Source organism: Pseudomonas sp. GW704-F2, assembly GCF_059423025.1.
The window spans coordinates 125,410-141,532 of record NZ_JBWKXO010000002.1 but is presented as its reverse complement, the minus strand read 5'-3'; the positions used below and the strand labels follow the sequence as shown (position 1 = coordinate 141,532).

The following is a 16,123-nucleotide window of genomic DNA, read 5'->3' as shown; positions in this document are numbered from 1 at the left end:
TGAACAATCTGCTTCAAGCTGGACGGAACCCTGAACCGATCGTCTATGATCGGTTCAAACGCCTGTTACATTTTCTTACAGAGCCTGAACGATGAATCAGAACGCTGAGTATTCCGCGGTCAACGACGCGGTGCGTGGGCACTTTTTTCGCCGAACCTGGGCGATGATCACGCCCTATTGGCGCAGTGAAGAAAAGGGCACGGCGTGGTTGCTGTTGTTGGCGGTGATTGGTTTGTCGCTGTTCAGCGTCGCGATCTCCGTGTGGATCAACCACTGGTACAAGGATTTCTACAACGCCCTGGAACATAAGGACACGGCGGCCTTCTGGCAACTGATCGGCTATTTCGGCGGCATCGCTGCGGTGGCCATCCTCGGTGCGGTTTATCGCTTGTACCTGACCCAGATGCTGACCATCCGCTGGCGGGCCTGGTTGACCGAAAAACACTTCGCACGCTGGCTCAGCGACAAAAACTACTACCAGCTGGAGCAGGGCGGTTATACCGATAACCCGGACCAGCGGATCTCCGAAGACCTCAATAACTTCACCTCCAGCAGCTTGAGCCTCGGCCTGGGCCTGCTGCGCAATGTGGTCAGCCTGGTGTCGTTTTCGATCATCCTGTGGGGTGTGTCGGGCAGCATCGAAGTGTTCGGTATCACCATTCCCGGCTACATGTTCTGGTGTGCATTGCTCTATGCCGCCGTGGGCAGTTGGCTGACGCACCTGATCGGGCGTCGCTTGATCGGGCTGAACAATCAACAACAACGCTTCGAGGCGGATTTGCGCTTCTCGATGGTCCGGGTGCGCGAGAATGCCGAGAGCATTGCCTTGTACAACGGCGAGCCCAACGAAAATCGCCGTTTGAGCCAACGCTTCGGCCGGGTCTGGCATAACTTCTGGGACATCATGAAAGTGTCCAAGCGCCTGACTTTCTTCACTGCCGGCTACAGCCAGATCGCAATCATCTTCCCGTTCATCGTCGCCGCGCCGCGCTACTTCACCGGCAAGATCGAGCTGGGCGAGCTGATGCAAATCAACTCGGCGTTCGGCAACGTCCAGGAGAACTTCAGCTGGTTTATCGGCGCGTACACGGAGCTGGCCAGTTGGCGCGCCACCAGTGATCGTCTGCTGAGTTTCCAGCAGGCCATGAGCGATAACGAGCAGCGCCCCGCGGCCATCGACGTGCGCCCGGAAGGCGAGCGCCTGGTGGTAGAGAAGCTCGGCATGGATCTGGCCGATGGCCGCCACTTGCTCGCCGGCGCCGACATGGTCGTCGAGCCGGGCCAGCGCCTGATGCTCAGCGGGCGTTCCGGCAGCGGTAAAAGTACGTTGCTGCGTGCCATGGGCCAGCTGTGGCCGGCGGGCCATGGCAGCATCCGCCTGCCGGAGGCGCGTTACCTGTTCCTGCCGCAGAAGCCGTATCTGCCGATTGGCACGTTGAAGGCCGCGTTGAGTTATCCACAGGACGACGGCGTGTACATGGACGAACGTTATGCACAGGTCCTGGAAACCTGCCGCTTGCCGCATCTGGTCGCGCGGCTGGACGAAGCCAACCACTGGCAGCGCATGCTCTCGCCCGGCGAGCAGCAGCGCCTGGCCTTTGCCCGTGCGTTGTTGTTCGCACCGCAGTGGCTGTACATGGACGAAGCGACATCGGCCATGGATGAAGAGGATGAGGCGACGTTGTACCAGGCGTTGATCGATGAGCTGCCGGGGCTGAGCATCGTCAGCGTCGGCCATCGCAGCAGCCTCAAGCGCTTCCATGGGCGGCATGTGCGGATCGAAAGCGGCCACCTGCAAGAACAACCCGTGTCCTGAGGGCCGGACTCGGTCAGTGTGGGAGGGCGCTTGCTCCCGATAGCAGTGTGTCAGTCAGCCCATATATCAACTGATCCGCCGCTATCGGGAGCAAGCTCCCTCCCACAATGGCATCCCCGCTGGTCTGGAGATTGAGGCCCAACAAAAAGCCCGGCTGATCATCGATCAGCCGGGCTTTTTTACAGCGCCTGAAAAGACTTACTTCTTCAGGCCGTAATGCTCATCCAGCATGCCAGGGGCGTTCGGCGTTTTTGGCGCGTAGTCCCGTGGCGGCTCCTGGTTTTCCCGTGGCGGGGTCAGGCGTTCCCGTGGGGTTTGCGGTGCATCGGAATGCAGCGCGGCCAGCAGGCGCTGACGGGTGATGTCGTCGAGCGCCAGGCGGTTGGCGCCGTCGGCGAGGTGATCCTGTACTTCCTGGTAGCTCTGGGTGAGCTTCTTGACCAGGGTCGCGGTGCTGTTGAAGTGGGTAACAACCTCGTTCTGATAACTGTCAAAACGTTCCTGAATGTCATCCAACTGACGCTGCGTGCGGTTAGGCGCGGCATTCGGCAGCAAGCGAGCAACCAGGAATCCAATGGCGACACCGGCAACCAGGGCAAGAGTCGGCAACAACCAAACTAAGAGCGAGTGTTCCACGAGTCCTTCCTCTATAAACGGCTTTGCTTTACGTTAACGGCTCGGACCTGCGCTGTATACCGCGATTAAGCTCGCAATGATGCCATGCACAGACTTTTAGCTAGACGAGTCGACCCTTTGAGAGGTCACGGAGTTCATTCCTTGCTCATGCGTGAAACCCCTGTTTTGATCGATGGCCCGGTAGGCCAATTGGAAGCCCTGTACCTGGATCAGCCCGCGCCACGTGGCCTGGCGCTGATCTGCCACCCTAACCCGGTGCAGGGTGGGACCATGCTCAATAAAGTTGTTTCGACCCTGCAACGCACCGCCCGCGATGCCGGTTTGATCACCTTGCGATTCAATTACCGTGGCGTCGGTGCCAGCGCCGGCACCCATGACATGGCCAGCGGCGAAGTGGACGATGCCGAAGCGGCCGCCACCTGGTTGCGCAAGAAACACCCCGACCTGCCGATCACCTTGCTCGGTTTTTCGTTTGGTGGCTATGTCGCCGCCAGCCTCGGCGGTCGTCTGGAAGCCAAGGGCGAAAAGCTCGCGCACCTGTTCATGGTCGCCGCCGCGGTGATGCGCCTGGGCGATGCCGACCTGCTGCCGCAGAACTGCCCGCTGACCCTGATCCAGCCGGAAACCGACGAAGTGGTCGACCCGCAATGCGTCTACGACTGGTCCGCCGCCCTGAAACGCCCCCATGAGCTGCTGAAAGTGGCAGAATGCGGACACTTTTTTCATGGCAAGCTCACCGATCTCAAGGATCTGGTGCTGCCGCGCCTCTCGAATTGATAGCAGTCTGATAAGCGATTACCCATGACGACTCGTACCCGTATCCTCACCGGCATCACCACCACCGGCACGCCGCACCTGGGCAACTACGCCGGTGCGATCCGCCCGGCGATCCTTGCCAGTCAGGACGCCAATGCCGACTCCTTCTACTTCCTGGCCGACTACCACGCCCTGATCAAATGCGATGACCCGCAGCGCATCCAGCGCTCGCGTATGGAAATCGCCGCGACCTGGCTGGCCGGTGGCCTGGATGTGAACCGAGTGACGTTCTATCGCCAGTCCGACATTCCCGAGATCCCCGAGCTGACCTGGCTGCTGACCTGCGTCGCCGCCAAGGGCCTGCTCAACCGCGCCCACGCCTACAAGGCGTCGGTGGACAAGAACGTGGAAAACGGCGAAGACCCGGATGCGGGCATCACCATGGGCCTGTACAGCTACCCGGTGCTGATGGCGGCGGACATTTTGATGTTCAACGCGCACAAGGTGCCGGTGGGTCGCGACCAGATCCAGCACGTGGAAATGGCCCGCGACATCGGCCAGCGCTTCAACCACCTGTTCGGCAACGGTAAAGAGTTCTTCACCCTGCCCGAGGCGGTGATCGAAGAAAGCGTCGCCACCTTGCCGGGCCTGGACGGTCGCAAGATGTCGAAGAGCTACGACAACACCATCCCGTTGTTCACCAGCGCCAAGGACATGAAAGACGCGATCTCGCGGATCGTCACCGACTCCCGCGCGCCCGGCGAAGCCAAGGACCCGGACAATTCGCACCTGTTCACCCTGTACCAGGCGTTTGCCAGCAAGGCCCAGGAACAGGAATTCCGCGCCGAGTTGCTGCAAGGCCTGGGCTGGGGCGAGGCGAAGAACCGTCTGTTCCAACTGCTGGACGGGCAACTGGGTGAAGCCCGTGAGCGTTACCACCAATTGATGTCGCGCCCGGCGGACATGGAAGACCTGCTGCTGATCGGCGCCAAAAAAGCCCGCGCCGTGGCCGCGCCGTTCCTCGCCGAGCTGCGTGAGGCCGTTGGCCTGCGTTCGTTCGTCAACCAGGCCGCGGCGCCGGTCAGCACCAAGAAAAAGGCCGCGAAAGCCGCGCGCTTCGTGAGTTTCCGCGAAGACGACGGCAGCTTCCGCTTCCGCCTGCTGGCGGCCGATGGCGAGCAACTGCTGCTGTCGCGCAATTTTGCCGATGGCAAGGCGGCGGGCGCCGTGACCAAGCAATTGCAAAGCGGCGCCGCGCTGGACGTGCGCCCTGAAGCCCTGAGCTTCAGCGTATGGCTGGACGACGCTGCGGTTGCCGACAGCGCGCCATTCGCCGACACCGCGTCGCGCGATGCCGCCATCGAAGCCCTGCGCGTTGCGCTGACCCCCCTCGAGGATTAACCCGACCAAGGGTTGATTGCCATTATCCGGGGCCGTCGTTACAGTGACGGCCCGTTTTTGTTGCCTTGCTAACGAAATTATGACGCCCCTAGAACGATATCAAGCTGATCTGAAACGCCCTGAATTCTTCCATGACGCGGCCCAGGAAACGGCGGTGCGTCATTTGCAGCGTCTGTACGAAGACCTGGTCGCGGCCTCGCAGAGTAAGCCAGGGATGCTCGGCAAGCTGTTTGGCAAGAAAGACCGCACGCCGGTCAAGGGCCTGTACTTCTGGGGCGGCGTGGGTCGCGGCAAGACCTACCTGGTGGACACCTTCTTCGAAGCGCTGCCGTTCAAGGAAAAGGTCCGCACGCACTTCCACCGCTTCATGAAGCGCGTCCATGAAGAGATGAAAACCCTGCCGGGCGAGAAAAACCCGTTGACCATCATCGCCAAGCGGTTCTCCGCAGAGGCGCGGGTGATCTGCTTCGATGAGTTCTTCGTCTCCGACATCACCGACGCCATGATCCTTGGCACCCTGATGGAAGAGCTGTTCAAGAACGGCGTGACCCTGGTCGCCACCTCGAACATCGTGCCCGATGGCCTGTACAAGGACGGCCTGCAACGCGCGCGCTTCCTGCCGGCCATTGCGCTGATCAAGCAGAACACCGAGATCGTCAACGTCGACAGCGGTGTCGATTACCGCCTGCGGCACCTGGAGCAAGCGGAGTTGTTCCACTTTCCGCTCAACGACGCGGCGCAAGATAGCCTGCGCAAAAGCTTCCGCGCCCTCACGCCGGAATGCACCCATGCGGTGGAAAACGACAAGTTGATCATCGAAAACCGCCAAATCATCGCGCTGCGTACCTGCGATGACGTGGCCTGGTTCGACTTCCGCGAACTGTGCGACGGCCCGCGCAGCCAGAACGACTACATCGAACTGGGCAAGATCTTCCACGCCGTGATCCTCAGTGGCGTGGAGCAGATGAGCGTCAGCACCGACGACATCGCGCGCCGCTTTATCAACATGGTCGACGAGTTCTACGACCGCAACGTCAAGTTGATCATCTCGGCGGAAGTCGAGCTCAAGGACCTCTACACCGGCGGTCGCTTGAACTTCGAATTCCAGCGCACCCTGAGCCGCCTGCTGGAGATGCAATCCCACGAGTTCCTGTCGCGGGCGCACAAACCCTAAGCACGACACAGTAAAAAGTGTGGGAGGGGGCTTGCCCCGATAGCGGTGTATCAGTGCCAGATGTACTGACTGATACACCGCTATCGGGAGCAAGCCCCCTCCCACATTTTGTCTCTGTACAGCCCTGATTACGCGGCTTGCTGGAACTGCTGGCGGTACTGGTTCGGTGACAGCTCGGTGTGCTGCCTGAACAGCCGCGCAAAGAAGCTCGCATCGTCGTAGCCCACCTCATAACTGATGGTCTTGATGCTCTTGCGGCTGCCCGAGAGCAGCCCTTTCGCCGTCTCGATGCGCAAGCGTTGCAGGTAATGCAGCGGCTTGTCGCCGGTGGCGGTCTGGAAGCGGCGCATGAAGTTGCGGATGCTCATGCCGTGCTCCCGGGCCACGTCCTCGAAGCGGAACTTGTCGGCGAAATGCTCTTCGAGCCAGTGCTGGATCTGCAGGATGATCACATCCTGGTGCAGCTTCTGCCCGCCGAAACCGATCCGTCCCGGCGAATAGTTGCGCTGCACTTCGTAAAGAATATCGCGGGCCACGGCCTGGGCGATGTTGGCGCCGCAGAAGCGTTCGATCAGATAGATATAGAGGTCGCAGGCCGAGGTGGTGCCGCCGGCGCAGTACAGGTTGTCGGCGTCGGTCAGGTGCTTGTCCTGGTTGAGCTGGACCTTGGGGAAGCGCTCGCTGAAGGCAGTGAAGAAACGCCAGTAGGTGGTCGCCTCCTTGCCATCGAGCAGCCCGGCTTCGGCCAGCCAGAACACCCCGGTCGCTTCGCCGCAGAGCACTGCGCCGCGGGCGTGCTGTTCGCGCAGCCACGGCAGCACTTGCGGGTAGCGTGTACTCAGGGTATCGAAGTCATCCCAGAAGGCCGGCAACACGATGATGTCGGCGTCTTCCAGGCCGCCGTCCACCGGCATGATTACATCACTGAAGCTGCGCACCGATTGCCCGTCGGGGCTGACCAGGCGCGTTTCGAACGCGGGAGTCAGGCCCAGGCCTTGTTGTTTGCCGTAACGCAGGCTGGCGAGGTGGAAGAAATCCTTGGCTTGCATGAGGGTGGAAGCGAACACCCGATCAATGGCCAAAATGCTGACGCGCCGCAAGGGCGTGGAGATTTGGTTAGACATAATTTCATTTATTCTTATAGGGGAAAGTGGTCACCAGACGGCTGGATCGTCTTATTTTTTGTCGCATGTGTCCAGTGTCCTGTGACGCCTTCGCGGCATAGGCTCTGTGGTTCGTCTTTGTCCGACAATCCACGCAGGTGACCTCATGATCCCCAGAACGTTGTTCAGCCCGGAACACGAACTCTTCCGCCAGAGCGTGCGTACCTTCCTTGAAAAAGACGCTGCGCCGTTCCATGCGCAATGGGAGAAGCAGGGCTATATCGACCGTGCGCTGTGGAACAAGGCCGGCGAGGCGGGGATGTTGTGTTCCCATCTGCCGGAGGAGTACGGCGGCCTGGGCGCGGACTTTCTCTACAGCGCGGTGGTGATCGAAGAGATCAGCCGCCTGGGCCTGACCGGCATCGGCTTCTCCCTGCATTCGGACATTGTCGCGCCGTATATCCTGCATTACGGCAGTGAAGCGCTGAAGCACCAATACCTGCCCCAATTGATCTCCGGCGAGAAGGTCACGGCCATCGCCATGACCGAGCCGGGCGCCGGGTCCGACCTGCAAGGGGTCAAGACCACGGCGGTGCTGGACGGCGATGAGTATGTGATCAACGGCTCCAAGACCTTCATCACCAACGGCTTTCTCGCCGATCTGGTGATCGTGGTCGCCAAGACCGACCCCAAGGCCGGCGCCAAGGGCACCAGCCTGTTCCTGGTGGAGGCCGCTACGCCGGGCTTCGACAAGGGCAAGCGCCTGGAGAAGGTCGGCATGAAGGCCCAGGACACCTCGGAGCTGTTCTTCCAGGATGTCCGTGTGCCCAAGGAAAACCTGCTGGGCCAGGCAGGCATGGGCTTCGCCTACTTGATGCAGGAGCTGCCCCAGGAGCGCTTGACCGTGGCGATTGGCGCGCTGGCGTCAGCCGAAGCGGCGCTGCAATGGACCCTCGACTACACCCGTGAGCGCAAGGCCTTCGGCAAGGCGATTGCCGACTTCCAGAACACCCGCTTCAAACTGGCGGAGATGGCCACCGAGATCCAGATCGGCCGCGTGTTCGTCGATAAGTGCCTGGCGTTGCACCTGGAGGGCAAGCTCGACGTGCCCACCGCCGCGATGGCCAAGTACTGGGCCACGGACCTGCAATGCAAGGTGCTCGACGAGTGTGTGCAATTGCACGGCGGCTACGGCTTCATGTGGGAATACCCGATCGCCCGCGCCTGGGCGGATGCGCGGGTGCAGCGGATTTATGCGGGGACCAATGAGATCATGAAGGAGATTATTGCGCGGGCGCTTTGATTTCGATGGTGTGGCTGAGGGCCTCATCGGGGGCAAGCCCCCTCCCACGTTTTACTGGGTTCACACGGCTAAGTGTGGGAGGGAGCTTGCCCCCGATAGCGGTCTAGAGATCAATCAAGGTGCTGGATTAGGATGATCCTTCTGAATCGCCTCAATCCCCTCCAGCACCTCTTTCGACAGTTTCAGGTCAGCGCTGGCAAGGTTGCTGTCCAGTTGCTCCAGGCTCGTCGCACCAATGATGTTGCTGGTCACGAACGGCTGCTGCGTGACGAACGCCAACGCCATCTGCGCCGGGTCCAGGCCGTGTTCGCGGGCCAGGGCCACATAACGGCTGCACGCTGCTTCCGACTGCGGGTTGAAATAGCGGCTGAAGCGGCTGTATTCGGTCAGGCGGGCTTTTGCCGGGCGCGCACCGCCTTCGTATTTGCCGCTGAGCATGCCGAATGCCAGGGGCGAATAAGCCAGCAGACCGCACTGTTCGCGAATGGCGATTTCCGCCAGGCCCACTTCAAAGCTGCGGTTGAGCAGGTTGTAGGGGTTCTGGATCGACACCGCGCGGGTCCAGCCGCGGGCTTCGGCCAGGGCGAGGAACTTCATGGTGCCCCACGGCGTTTCGTTGGACAGACCGATGTGGCGGATCTTGCCGGCCTTCACCTGCGCGTCCAGCGCTTCGAGGGTTTCCTCCAGCGGCGTCAGGTCGTCTTCGTCCTTGTGCTTGTAGCCCAGCTGGCCGAAGAAGTTGGTGCTGCGCTCCGGCCAGTGCAACTGGTAGAGGTCGATCCAGTCGGTCTGCAGGCGCTTGAGGCTCGCATCCAGGGCTTCGACGATGTGCTGGCGGTTGTGGCGCAGGTGGCCGCCGCGGATATAGTCGATGGTGTTGCCGGGGCCGGCGATCTTGCTGGCGAGAATCCAGTCGGCGCGGTCGCCGCGGCTTTTGAAGTAATTCCCGATGTAGCGCTCGGTGGTGGCATAGGTGTCGGCCTTGGGCGGCACCGGGTACATTTCCGCCGTGTCGAGGAAGTTGATCCCCGCGGCCTTGGCCCGTTCGATCTGCGCGAAGGCCTCTGCCTCGCTGTTCTGCTCGCCCCAGGTCATGGTGCCCAAGGCTATCGCGCTTACGTGCAGATCGGTACGGCCCAGCTGTCGATAATCCATCGGGTGCTCCTTCGGGGAAAACAATCATAAAAGCAGGTTGAATTTTTTTTCGCAATCTGCATAATTGCCCACCTCTTTCTGCAGTGGAAGTGATGCGCCGCCTGCCGAAGAATCTTGCCGTTGAACGGACGCGCCGACCCGAGCCCCCGATAGCGTCTGTATCCGGCTGCCTTTGACTTGTCAAAGTACGCACTATTCAGTAAGATCCGCCGTCTAATTTACAGGGCGGCCCCTGAGGCTATTAAAGAATGACAACTTTTACTGCAAAACCGGAAACAGTTCAGCGCGACTGGTTTGTCGTCGACGCCGCTGGTCAGACTCTGGGTCGTCTGGCCACTGAAGTCGCCAGCCGTCTGCGTGGCAAGCACAAGCCTGAATACACCCCTCACGTTGACACCGGTGACTACATCGTGATCATCAACGCTGAGCAGGTACGTGTTACCGGCAACAAAGCGCAAGACAAAATGTACTACCGTCACTCCGGTTTCCCAGGCGGCATCAAGTCTTCCAATTTCGAAGGTCTGATCGCCAAGAAGCCTGAGGCCCCGATTGAAATCGCGGTTAAAGGCATGCTGCCGAAGGGCCCACTGGGTCGCGATATGTTTCGCAAGCTGAAAGTCTATGCGGGCGCTGCTCACCCTCATGCTGCTCAGCAGCCCCAAGAACTGAAGTTTTAACGGAATAGTTCATTATGTCGGCGACTCAAAATTACGGCACTGGCCGTCGCAAAACCGCAACCGCACGCGTTTTCCTGCGTCCGGGCACTGGTAACATCTCGATCAACAACCGCACTCTGGACAACTTCTTCGGCCGCGAAACTGCCCGCATGGTAGTTCGTCAGCCGCTGGAATTGACCGAGACTGTTGAAAAGTTCGACATCTACGTCACCGTTATCGGTGGCGGTGTAAGTGGTCAAGCTGGCGCAATCCGCCACGGTATCACTCGCGCTCTGATGCAGTACGACGAAACCCTGCGTGGCGCTCTGCGCAAAGCTGGCTTCGTGACTCGTGATGCTCGTGAAGTTGAACGTAAGAAAGTCGGTCTGCGTAAAGCGCGTAAGCGTCCGCAGTACTCGAAGCGTTAATTCGCTTTACGTTGCACAAAAACGCCCAGCCTCCTTACGGAGCTGGGCGTTTTTTATTGCCTGCTATTTATGCATAAATTTCGGCGTGACAACTTGCCACAGCCGTAGACCCCCTATACTACAAGGCTTGGAGCTGGAGCTCCGGGTAATTCCCTTGTCAGGGGTGGGGCTTTTCATTACCATTCGGCAAAATTTTTATAAGTTCAGATTTAATACTTAGTAGACGCCTGATTTAACAGGCCAAAAAGCTGATGGGAGAGGACTGAATGAGCAATGACGGCGTGAATGCAGGCCGGCGTCGCTTCTTGGTAGCAGCCACATCCGTGGTGGGTGCTGCAGGAGCGGTGGGGGCTGCGGTCCCGTTCGTGGGGTCATGGTTTCCCAGTGCCAAGGCGAAAGCCGCAGGTGCACCGGTGAAGGTGAATATCAGCAAGATCGAGCCAGGCCAGCAGATGATTGCTGAGTGGCGCGGTCAGCCGGTCTTCATTGTTCGTCGAACGGAGGAAATCCTGGGAAATCTGAAAAAGATCGAAGGCCAGTTGTCTGACCCCAAATCTGAGTTTTCCGACCAACCCGCCTACGCCAAAAACGAAGCACGTTCGATCAAGCCAGAGATTCTGCTGCTGGTCGGGCTGTGTACCCACCTGGGATGCTCACCTACTTTCCGCCCTGAAGTGGCGCCGGTCGACCTGGGCAAAGATTGGGTCGGCGGCTATTTCTGCCCCTGCCACGGTTCGCACTACGACCTGGCCGGACGCGTCTACAAGTCGCAACCTGCTCCACTGAACCTACCCGTGCCTCCGCATAACTACGAATCTAACGACATCATTGTCATTGGCCTCGACAAGGAGAACGCGTGATGAGTAAGTTCATGGATTGGGTGGATGCGCGCTTCCCCGCCACCAAAATGTGGGAAGACCATCTCAGCAAGTATTACGCGCCAAAAAACTTCAACTTCTTCTACTTCTTCGGCTCCCTGGCACTGCTGGTGCTGGTCAACCAGATCGTCACCGGCGTCTGGCTGACCATGAGCTACACCCCTTCGGCGGAGGAGGCATTCGCTTCCGTCGAATACATCATGCGTGACGTCGAGTACGGCTCGATCCTGCGCCTGTTGCACTCCACCGGCGCCTCGGCGTTCTTCATCGTGGTCTACCTGCATATGTTCCGTGGTTTGCTCTACGGTTCGTACCAGAAGCCTCGTGAGCTGGTGTGGGTGTTCGGCATGCTGATCTACCTGGCGCTGATGGCTGAAGCCTTCATGGGCTACCTGCTGCCGTGGGGCCAGATGTCGTACTGGGGCGCCCAGGTGATCATCTCGCTGTTCGGTGCGATCCCGGTGATCGGCAACGACCTGACGCAGTGGATCCGTGGTGACTACCTGATCTCGGGCATCACCCTGAACCGCTTCTTCGCCTTGCACGTAGTGGCCTTGCCGATCGTGATTCTCGGCCTGGTGGTGCTGCACATCCTGGCGCTGCACGAAGTGGGTTCCAACAACCCCGACGGTGTGGACATCAAGAAGCACAAGGACGAGAACGGCATCCCGCTGGATGGCATCCCGTTCCACCCGTACTACACCGTGAAAGACATTGTCGGTGTCGTCGTGTTCCTGTTCGTGTTCTGCTCGATCGTGTTCTTTTTCCCGGAGATGGGGGGTTATTTCCTGGAAAAACCTAACTTCGAACAGGCCAACGCTTTCAAGACACCTGTGCATATTGCCCCGGTCTGGTACTTCACGCCGTTCTACGCGATCTTGCGGGCGATCCCCGACAAGCTCATGGGCGTAATCGCCATGGGTGCGGCCATCGCGGTGCTGTTCGTGCTGCCTTGGCTCGACCGAAGCCCGGTCAAGTCCATGCGCTACAAGGGCTGGCTGAGCAAGATCTGGCTGTGGGTGTTCTGCATTGCGTTCGTGATCCTGGGTGTGCTGGGCGTCCTGGCGCCAACCCCTGAGCGCACGTTGCTGTCGCAGGTTTGCACCTTCCTGTACTTCGCCTACTTCATTCTGATGCCGTTCTATACCCGGCTAGAGAAGACCAAACCGGTTCCGGAAAGGGTGACTGGCTGATGAAAAAATTATTCGTTGCATTGATGCTTGCGGCGCTGCCGCTACTGTCCTTCGCTGCCGAGCAAGGTCCTGAGTTGGAAAAAGTCGCTATCGACGTGTCTGATAAAGCGGCCATGCAGGACGGCGCACGCACGTTCGCCAACTATTGCATGGGTTGCCACAGCGCCAAGTTCCAGCGTTACGAGCGTGTTGCCGATGACCTGGGCATCCCGCACGAGGTGATGCTCGACAAGCTGGTGTTCACCGGCGCCAAGATTGGCGACCACATGAATATCGGCATGCAGCCAGCGGACGCCAAGAACTGGTTCGGCGCTGCGCCGCCCGACCTGACTTTGGTGGCGCGGGTTCGCGGTACCGATTGGCTCTACGGCTACCTGAAATCCTTCTACGAAGACCCTGCGCGTCCATGGGGCGTGAACAACGTGGTGTTCCCGAACGTCGGTATGCCTAACGTTCTGGTCGGCCTGCAGGGTCGCCAAGTGATAGGATGCAAGCAGGTTCAGGTAGTCGAGGGCGGCAAGAAGCAATTTGACCCGTTGACCGGCACGCCGCTGACACATGAAGCGTGCGATCAACTGACCATCGTGCCCAAGTCCGGCGCGCTGAACGAAGAGCAGTTCGACGAGAAGGTCAAGAATCTCGTGACCTTCCTGGCCTACTCGGCCAACCCGGTCAAACTGCAGCACCAGCGCATTGGTACGTATGTCTTGCTGTACCTGGCTTTCTTCTTCGTATTCGCTTATCTGCTCAAGCGCGAATACTGGAAGGATGTGCATTGATCCAACCGTAAGCAATTGCTGTTAATCTTGCGCGCCCAGCGGCATCTCTAACCCGTAGCGACCTGGTCATCAGGTACTACTGAGATGCTCTCTGGGCGCGCTCGTTTTTGAGCTTTCGATAATTTCAACAAGCGAGGAGGACCGCCATGGGCGTGACCAATCGGTTGGCCTGTTACTCCGACCCCGCCGACCACTATTCCCACCGAGTACGCATCGTGCTCGCAGAGAAGGGTGTCAGCGCCGAGATCATCAGTGTGGAGGTGGGTCGTCACCCGCCGAAGCTGATCGAAGTGAACCCTTACGGCAGCTTGCCCACCCTGGTCGATCGTGACCTGGCGTTGTGGGAGTCAACCGTGGTGATGGAATATCTGGATGAGCGTTACCCGCATCCGCCTTTGCTGCCGGTGTACCCGGTGGCGCGTGCCAACAGCCGCCTGCTGATCCATCGGATTCAGCGCGACTGGTGCGGGCTGGTGGATTTGATTCTGGATTCGCGCAGCAAAGAGGCGGCCCGTGTCGTGGCGCGCAAGGAATTGCGCGAGAGCCTGACGGGCGTTTCGCCATTGTTCGCCGACAAGCCTTTTTTCCTCAGTGAGGAACAAAGCCTGGTGGATTGCTGCCTATTACCCATACTCTGGCGCTTGCCGATTATGGGCATTGAACTGCCGCGGCCGGCCAAGCCGCTGCTTGATTACATGGAGCGCCAGTTTGCGCGTGAGGCTTTCCAGGCGAGTCTGTCTGGTGTCGAACGCGATATGCGCTAAGGCTTAAGGAGCCGTTGATGAACTCCAGTCGACCCTACCTGGTTCGCGCGCTCTATGAGTGGATTGTGGACAACGATTGCACCCCGCACATGCTGGTCAATTCTGAGTTTCCTGCGGTTCAGGTTCCGCAGGGTTTTGCCAGCGACGGGCAGATTGTGCTGAACGTATCGCCCAGCGCAGTGCGCCACCTGCACATGGACAACGAGGCAGTCAGCTTCGAAGGGCGTTTCGGCGGTGTGCCGCATACGCTGTACGTGCCGATTGGCGCCATCCTCGGGATCTACGCCCGGGAAAATGGCCAAGGCATGGTGTTCGATCTGGAGTCGCCTTTCGAGGATGACGAAGCGATCGACGGGGAAGATGGCGATGATGTGCCGCCACCGGATACCGAGCCACCGCGTCCAAGCGGCCGGCCGAGTCTGAAAGTGGTGAAGTAAGCGGCTTTTGCCTTCGGGCGCGGCTGAAAAATGCCTCGGCGGTTGCCGGGGCATTTTTTTGCCTGGCCGTTGTAGATGAAAGTCATGCCTGGAACGGTGATCGTACAACCGCCATGGGCTATGATGCCTGTTCAGTTCACCAAGAAAGATGACCCAACATGGAAAACACCAACACCGCCCCTCGTCTTCCCCGCAAGCGCCGCAGCCTTGCCCAGGAATTGGTCACGGTGTTGTCCGAGCAGATCCGCGACGGCCAACTCAAGCGTGGCGACAAACTCCCTACCGAATCGGCGATCATGGACGCCCATGGCGTCAGCCGCACGGTGGTGCGTGAAGCCATCTCACGCTTGCAGGCGGCGGGGCAAGTGGAAACCCGTCACGGTATCGGCACCTTTGTCTTGGATACGCCAAGCCCCAGCGGCTTCCGCATTGACCCGGCCACCATCGTGACCCTGCGCGATGTGCTGGCGATCCTGGAGCTGCGTATCAGCCTGGAAGTGGAATCCGCGGGCCTGGCCGCGCTGCGCCGCAGCGACGAACAACTGGCCGGCATGCGTGCCGCCCTCGACGCCTTGAATGAAAGCGCCGCCCATGCTGGCGATGCGGTGGCGTCGGACTTCCAGTTCCACCTGCAGATTGCCCTGTCCACCGGCAACCGTTACTTCACCGACATCATGACGCACCTGGGCACCAGCATCATTCCGCGTACCCGCCTGAACTCGGCACGCCTGGCCCAGGATGACCAGCAGCACTACATGAAGCGCTTGAGCCGCGAGCACGAAGAAATCTACGAAGCGATCGCGCGCCAGGATTCGGACGCGGCGCGGGCGGCGATGCGCTTGCATTTGACCAACAGTCGCGAGCGGCTGCGCCATGCTCACGAAGAAGCAGAGGCGCAGCGGGGTTAAGGGTAGGTCACGACCTCAAGTGCCACATCAGTGATGGGCTCGTTAAGATCGAACGGGACGGTGAGGAATCGTTTAACTACCTCGTATTGGGTAGCGGCACCTTCAAATTCGAGAATATCTCCTTTGTAAATCACGCCATCAAAGGTGATCTGCTTTTTTTTGCCGTCCGGCATATTGAGCTCGTATTTCATGGTCTTCACACGCCAGTGTTGGAGGGTGGAGTGTTGCTTTATCTGCATGCGCAAACGGCCGTGAATATCGGTCCAGATACGTCCCCAGGGCAGGTCTGGTGCCTGCGACGAGAGCGATGGAGTGCGGATAAGCGCTGTGTCACTGCGAGACCGTTATCATCAACGGCTCAGAATAGAACCTTCCCGATTCGCTGTTTATCGCGTATCGCACCTGCACCGTTTGGTTGACGAATGTCTTCAAGTCATCGGCAGCGATATCGAGCTTGAGATTCGACTCCTTCACGTAATCTTCCTTGTTGGGGTCGTACTGTCCGGCGTTCTTTTCCTGCCCTTCGGCTTCCGGGGACTCGGGGTCCGGTCCTACGATGATAGATACCTGGGCGCTTGCGGAAACCTCATTGGGCTCGGGGATGGAAAACTCTATGCGTGCGCCGCTTGCCAGGCTCACTTGAGCCGGGCAAGAAGCGTCGCCGCCGACAAGGCTCGGGGCTTTAATGGCCATGATTGAGTGCTCCTTTGCACAGAAGCCAGAGAGCCTGGCTCCT

The 16,123-nt window shown here is 59.5% G+C and carries 18 protein-coding genes; 13 read left to right on the top strand and 5 right to left on the bottom strand.

All coding sequences use genetic code 11. From position 1 onward, the window contains the following. Positions 1 to 91: 91 nt before the first annotated feature. Positions 92 to 1,816: an ABC transporter ATP-binding protein/permease gene (locus tag AC07W0_RS02465; protein ID WP_102617141.1), complete on the top strand. Its 1,725-nt coding sequence runs from the start codon at positions 92 to 94 to the stop codon at positions 1,814 to 1,816. Positions 1,817 to 2,014: 198 nt separating this feature from the next. Here AC07W0_RS02465 and AC07W0_RS02460 read toward each other — a convergent pair whose 3' ends face one another. After that, positions 2,015 to 2,452: a Z-ring associated ZapG family protein gene (locus AC07W0_RS02460; RefSeq protein ID WP_003171734.1), complete on the bottom strand. Its 438-nt coding sequence runs from the start codon at positions 2,450 to 2,452 to the stop codon at positions 2,015 to 2,017. 147 nt (positions 2,453 to 2,599) lie between these two features. Here AC07W0_RS02460 and AC07W0_RS02455 point away from each other — a divergent pair, with 147 nt between their 5' ends. The 3 genes from AC07W0_RS02455 to zapE all read left to right on the top strand — a co-directional run bounded on the left by AC07W0_RS02455 (position 2,600) and on the right by zapE (position 5,783). Continuing rightward, positions 2,600 to 3,229: an alpha/beta hydrolase gene (locus AC07W0_RS02455; RefSeq protein WP_026139827.1), complete on the top strand. Its 630-nt coding sequence runs from the start codon at positions 2,600 to 2,602 to the stop codon at positions 3,227 to 3,229. A gap of 24 nt (positions 3,230 to 3,253) precedes the next feature. Beyond that, positions 3,254 to 4,609, top strand: coding sequence for a tryptophan--tRNA ligase (locus AC07W0_RS02450; protein WP_017845427.1), 1,356 nt, complete (start codon positions 3,254 to 3,256; stop codon positions 4,607 to 4,609). A gap of 79 nt (positions 4,610 to 4,688) precedes the next feature. After that, the gene (zapE, locus tag AC07W0_RS02445; RefSeq protein ID WP_026139826.1) at positions 4,689 to 5,783 is read left to right on the top strand and encodes a cell division protein ZapE; all 1,095 of its coding nucleotides are present in this window, start codon (positions 4,689 to 4,691) and stop codon (positions 5,781 to 5,783) included. 128 nt (positions 5,784 to 5,911) lie between these two features. Here the strand turns inward: zapE and AC07W0_RS02440 are convergent, their stop codons facing one another. Next, entirely contained in the window at positions 5,912 to 6,832 is a 921-nt protein-coding gene (locus tag AC07W0_RS02440) for a GlxA family transcriptional regulator (protein ID WP_173677803.1), read from the bottom strand. A gap of 220 nt (positions 6,833 to 7,052) precedes the next feature. Here AC07W0_RS02440 and AC07W0_RS02435 point away from each other — a divergent pair, with 220 nt between their 5' ends. Further along, complete coding sequence (locus AC07W0_RS02435) at positions 7,053 to 8,189, top strand: acyl-CoA dehydrogenase family protein (protein ID WP_017845424.1); 1,137 nt, start codon at positions 7,053 to 7,055, stop codon at positions 8,187 to 8,189. 114 nt (positions 8,190 to 8,303) lie between these two features. Here the strand turns inward: AC07W0_RS02435 and AC07W0_RS02430 are convergent, their stop codons facing one another. Next, positions 8,304 to 9,344 (bottom strand): NADP(H)-dependent aldo-keto reductase, encoded by a 1,041-nt coding sequence (locus AC07W0_RS02430; protein ID WP_102617140.1) that lies wholly within the window; start codon positions 9,342 to 9,344, stop codon positions 8,304 to 8,306. Positions 9,345 to 9,592: 248 nt separating this feature from the next. On the opposite strand from AC07W0_RS02430, the gene rplM reads away from it, so the two are divergent. The 8 genes from rplM to AC07W0_RS02390 all read left to right on the top strand — a co-directional run bounded on the left by rplM (position 9,593) and on the right by AC07W0_RS02390 (position 15,387). Next, positions 9,593 to 10,021 (top strand): 50S ribosomal protein L13, encoded by a 429-nt coding sequence (gene rplM, locus AC07W0_RS02425; protein WP_010568039.1) that lies wholly within the window; start codon positions 9,593 to 9,595, stop codon positions 10,019 to 10,021. Positions 10,022 to 10,035: 14 nt separating this feature from the next. Further along, on the top strand, positions 10,036 to 10,428 hold the full coding sequence (gene rpsI, locus AC07W0_RS02420; protein ID WP_003171743.1) for a 30S ribosomal protein S9: 393 nt from the start codon (positions 10,036 to 10,038) through the stop codon (positions 10,426 to 10,428). Between the two features lie 266 nt (positions 10,429 to 10,694). Continuing rightward, positions 10,695 to 11,288: a ubiquinol-cytochrome c reductase iron-sulfur subunit gene (petA, locus tag AC07W0_RS02415; protein ID WP_026139825.1), complete on the top strand. Its 594-nt coding sequence runs from the start codon at positions 10,695 to 10,697 to the stop codon at positions 11,286 to 11,288. Then, on the top strand, positions 11,288 to 12,499 hold the full coding sequence (locus AC07W0_RS02410) for a cytochrome b (protein ID WP_017845421.1): 1,212 nt from the start codon (positions 11,288 to 11,290) through the stop codon (positions 12,497 to 12,499). The genes petA and AC07W0_RS02410 overlap by 1 nt, the downstream gene beginning before the upstream one ends. After that, positions 12,499 to 13,278, top strand: a complete 780-nt coding sequence (locus AC07W0_RS02405) for a cytochrome c1 (protein ID WP_017845420.1) — start codon at positions 12,499 to 12,501, stop codon at positions 13,276 to 13,278. The genes AC07W0_RS02410 and AC07W0_RS02405 overlap by 1 nt, the downstream gene beginning before the upstream one ends. Before the next feature lie 146 nt (positions 13,279 to 13,424). Next, the gene (locus AC07W0_RS02400) at positions 13,425 to 14,042 is read left to right on the top strand and encodes a glutathione S-transferase N-terminal domain-containing protein (protein ID WP_010568030.1); all 618 of its coding nucleotides are present in this window, start codon (positions 13,425 to 13,427) and stop codon (positions 14,040 to 14,042) included. Between the two features lie 17 nt (positions 14,043 to 14,059). Continuing rightward, the gene (locus AC07W0_RS02395) at positions 14,060 to 14,479 is read left to right on the top strand and encodes a ClpXP protease specificity-enhancing factor (RefSeq protein WP_017845419.1); all 420 of its coding nucleotides are present in this window, start codon (positions 14,060 to 14,062) and stop codon (positions 14,477 to 14,479) included. A gap of 158 nt (positions 14,480 to 14,637) precedes the next feature. Further along, positions 14,638 to 15,387: a FadR/GntR family transcriptional regulator gene (locus AC07W0_RS02390; RefSeq protein WP_017845418.1), complete on the top strand. Its 750-nt coding sequence runs from the start codon at positions 14,638 to 14,640 to the stop codon at positions 15,385 to 15,387. Here the strand turns inward: AC07W0_RS02390 and AC07W0_RS02385 are convergent. Together AC07W0_RS02385 and AC07W0_RS02380 are read right to left on the bottom strand one after the other, a co-directional pair. After that, complete coding sequence (locus tag AC07W0_RS02385; RefSeq protein WP_032804233.1) at positions 15,384 to 15,578, bottom strand: hypothetical protein; 195 nt, start codon at positions 15,576 to 15,578, stop codon at positions 15,384 to 15,386. The two genes, AC07W0_RS02390 and AC07W0_RS02385, sit on opposite strands and share 4 nt — an antisense overlap. Positions 15,579 to 15,717: 139 nt before the next feature. Further along, a complete protein-coding gene (locus AC07W0_RS02380) occupies positions 15,718 to 16,080 on the bottom strand; it encodes a hypothetical protein (protein ID WP_102617139.1) in 363 nt (120 codons plus the stop codon). Positions 16,081 to 16,123: the final 43 nt, after the last annotated feature.

Excerpts from the sequence above, each read along its gene's own strand:
- rpsI (WP_003171743.1), top strand. The coding sequence starts at position 10,036 with ATGTCGGCGACTCAAAATTACGGCACTGGCCGTCGCAAAACCGCAACC.
- AC07W0_RS02405 (WP_017845420.1), top strand. The coding sequence starts at position 12,499 with ATGAAAAAATTATTCGTTGCATTGATGCTTGCGGCGCTGCCGCTACTG.
- AC07W0_RS02450 (WP_017845427.1), top strand. The coding sequence starts at position 3,254 with ATGACGACTCGTACCCGTATCCTCACCGGCATCACCACCACCGGCACG.
- AC07W0_RS02465 (WP_102617141.1), top strand. The coding sequence starts at position 92 with ATGAATCAGAACGCTGAGTATTCCGCGGTCAACGACGCGGTGCGTGGG.
- AC07W0_RS02435 (WP_017845424.1), top strand. The coding sequence starts at position 7,053 with ATGATCCCCAGAACGTTGTTCAGCCCGGAACACGAACTCTTCCGCCAG.
- petA (WP_026139825.1), top strand. The coding sequence starts at position 10,695 with ATGAGCAATGACGGCGTGAATGCAGGCCGGCGTCGCTTCTTGGTAGCA.
- AC07W0_RS02410 (WP_017845421.1), top strand. The coding sequence starts at position 11,288 with ATGAGTAAGTTCATGGATTGGGTGGATGCGCGCTTCCCCGCCACCAAA.
- AC07W0_RS02455 (WP_026139827.1), top strand. The coding sequence starts at position 2,600 with ATGCGTGAAACCCCTGTTTTGATCGATGGCCCGGTAGGCCAATTGGAA.
- rplM (WP_010568039.1), top strand. The coding sequence starts at position 9,593 with ATGACAACTTTTACTGCAAAACCGGAAACAGTTCAGCGCGACTGGTTT.
- AC07W0_RS02440 (WP_173677803.1), bottom strand. The coding sequence starts at position 6,832 with ATGCAAGCCAAGGATTTCTTCCACCTCGCCAGCCTGCGTTACGGCAAA.
- zapE (WP_026139826.1), top strand. The coding sequence starts at position 4,689 with ATGACGCCCCTAGAACGATATCAAGCTGATCTGAAACGCCCTGAATTC.
- AC07W0_RS02390 (WP_017845418.1), top strand. The coding sequence starts at position 14,638 with ATGGAAAACACCAACACCGCCCCTCGTCTTCCCCGCAAGCGCCGCAGC.
- AC07W0_RS02385 (WP_032804233.1), bottom strand. The coding sequence starts at position 15,578 with ATGAAATACGAGCTCAATATGCCGGACGGCAAAAAAAAGCAGATCACC.
- AC07W0_RS02380 (WP_102617139.1), bottom strand. The coding sequence starts at position 16,080 with ATGGCCATTAAAGCCCCGAGCCTTGTCGGCGGCGACGCTTCTTGCCCG.
- AC07W0_RS02400 (WP_010568030.1), top strand. The coding sequence starts at position 13,425 with ATGGGCGTGACCAATCGGTTGGCCTGTTACTCCGACCCCGCCGACCAC.
- AC07W0_RS02395 (WP_017845419.1), top strand. The coding sequence starts at position 14,060 with ATGAACTCCAGTCGACCCTACCTGGTTCGCGCGCTCTATGAGTGGATT.
- AC07W0_RS02430 (WP_102617140.1), bottom strand. The coding sequence starts at position 9,344 with ATGGATTATCGACAGCTGGGCCGTACCGATCTGCACGTAAGCGCGATA.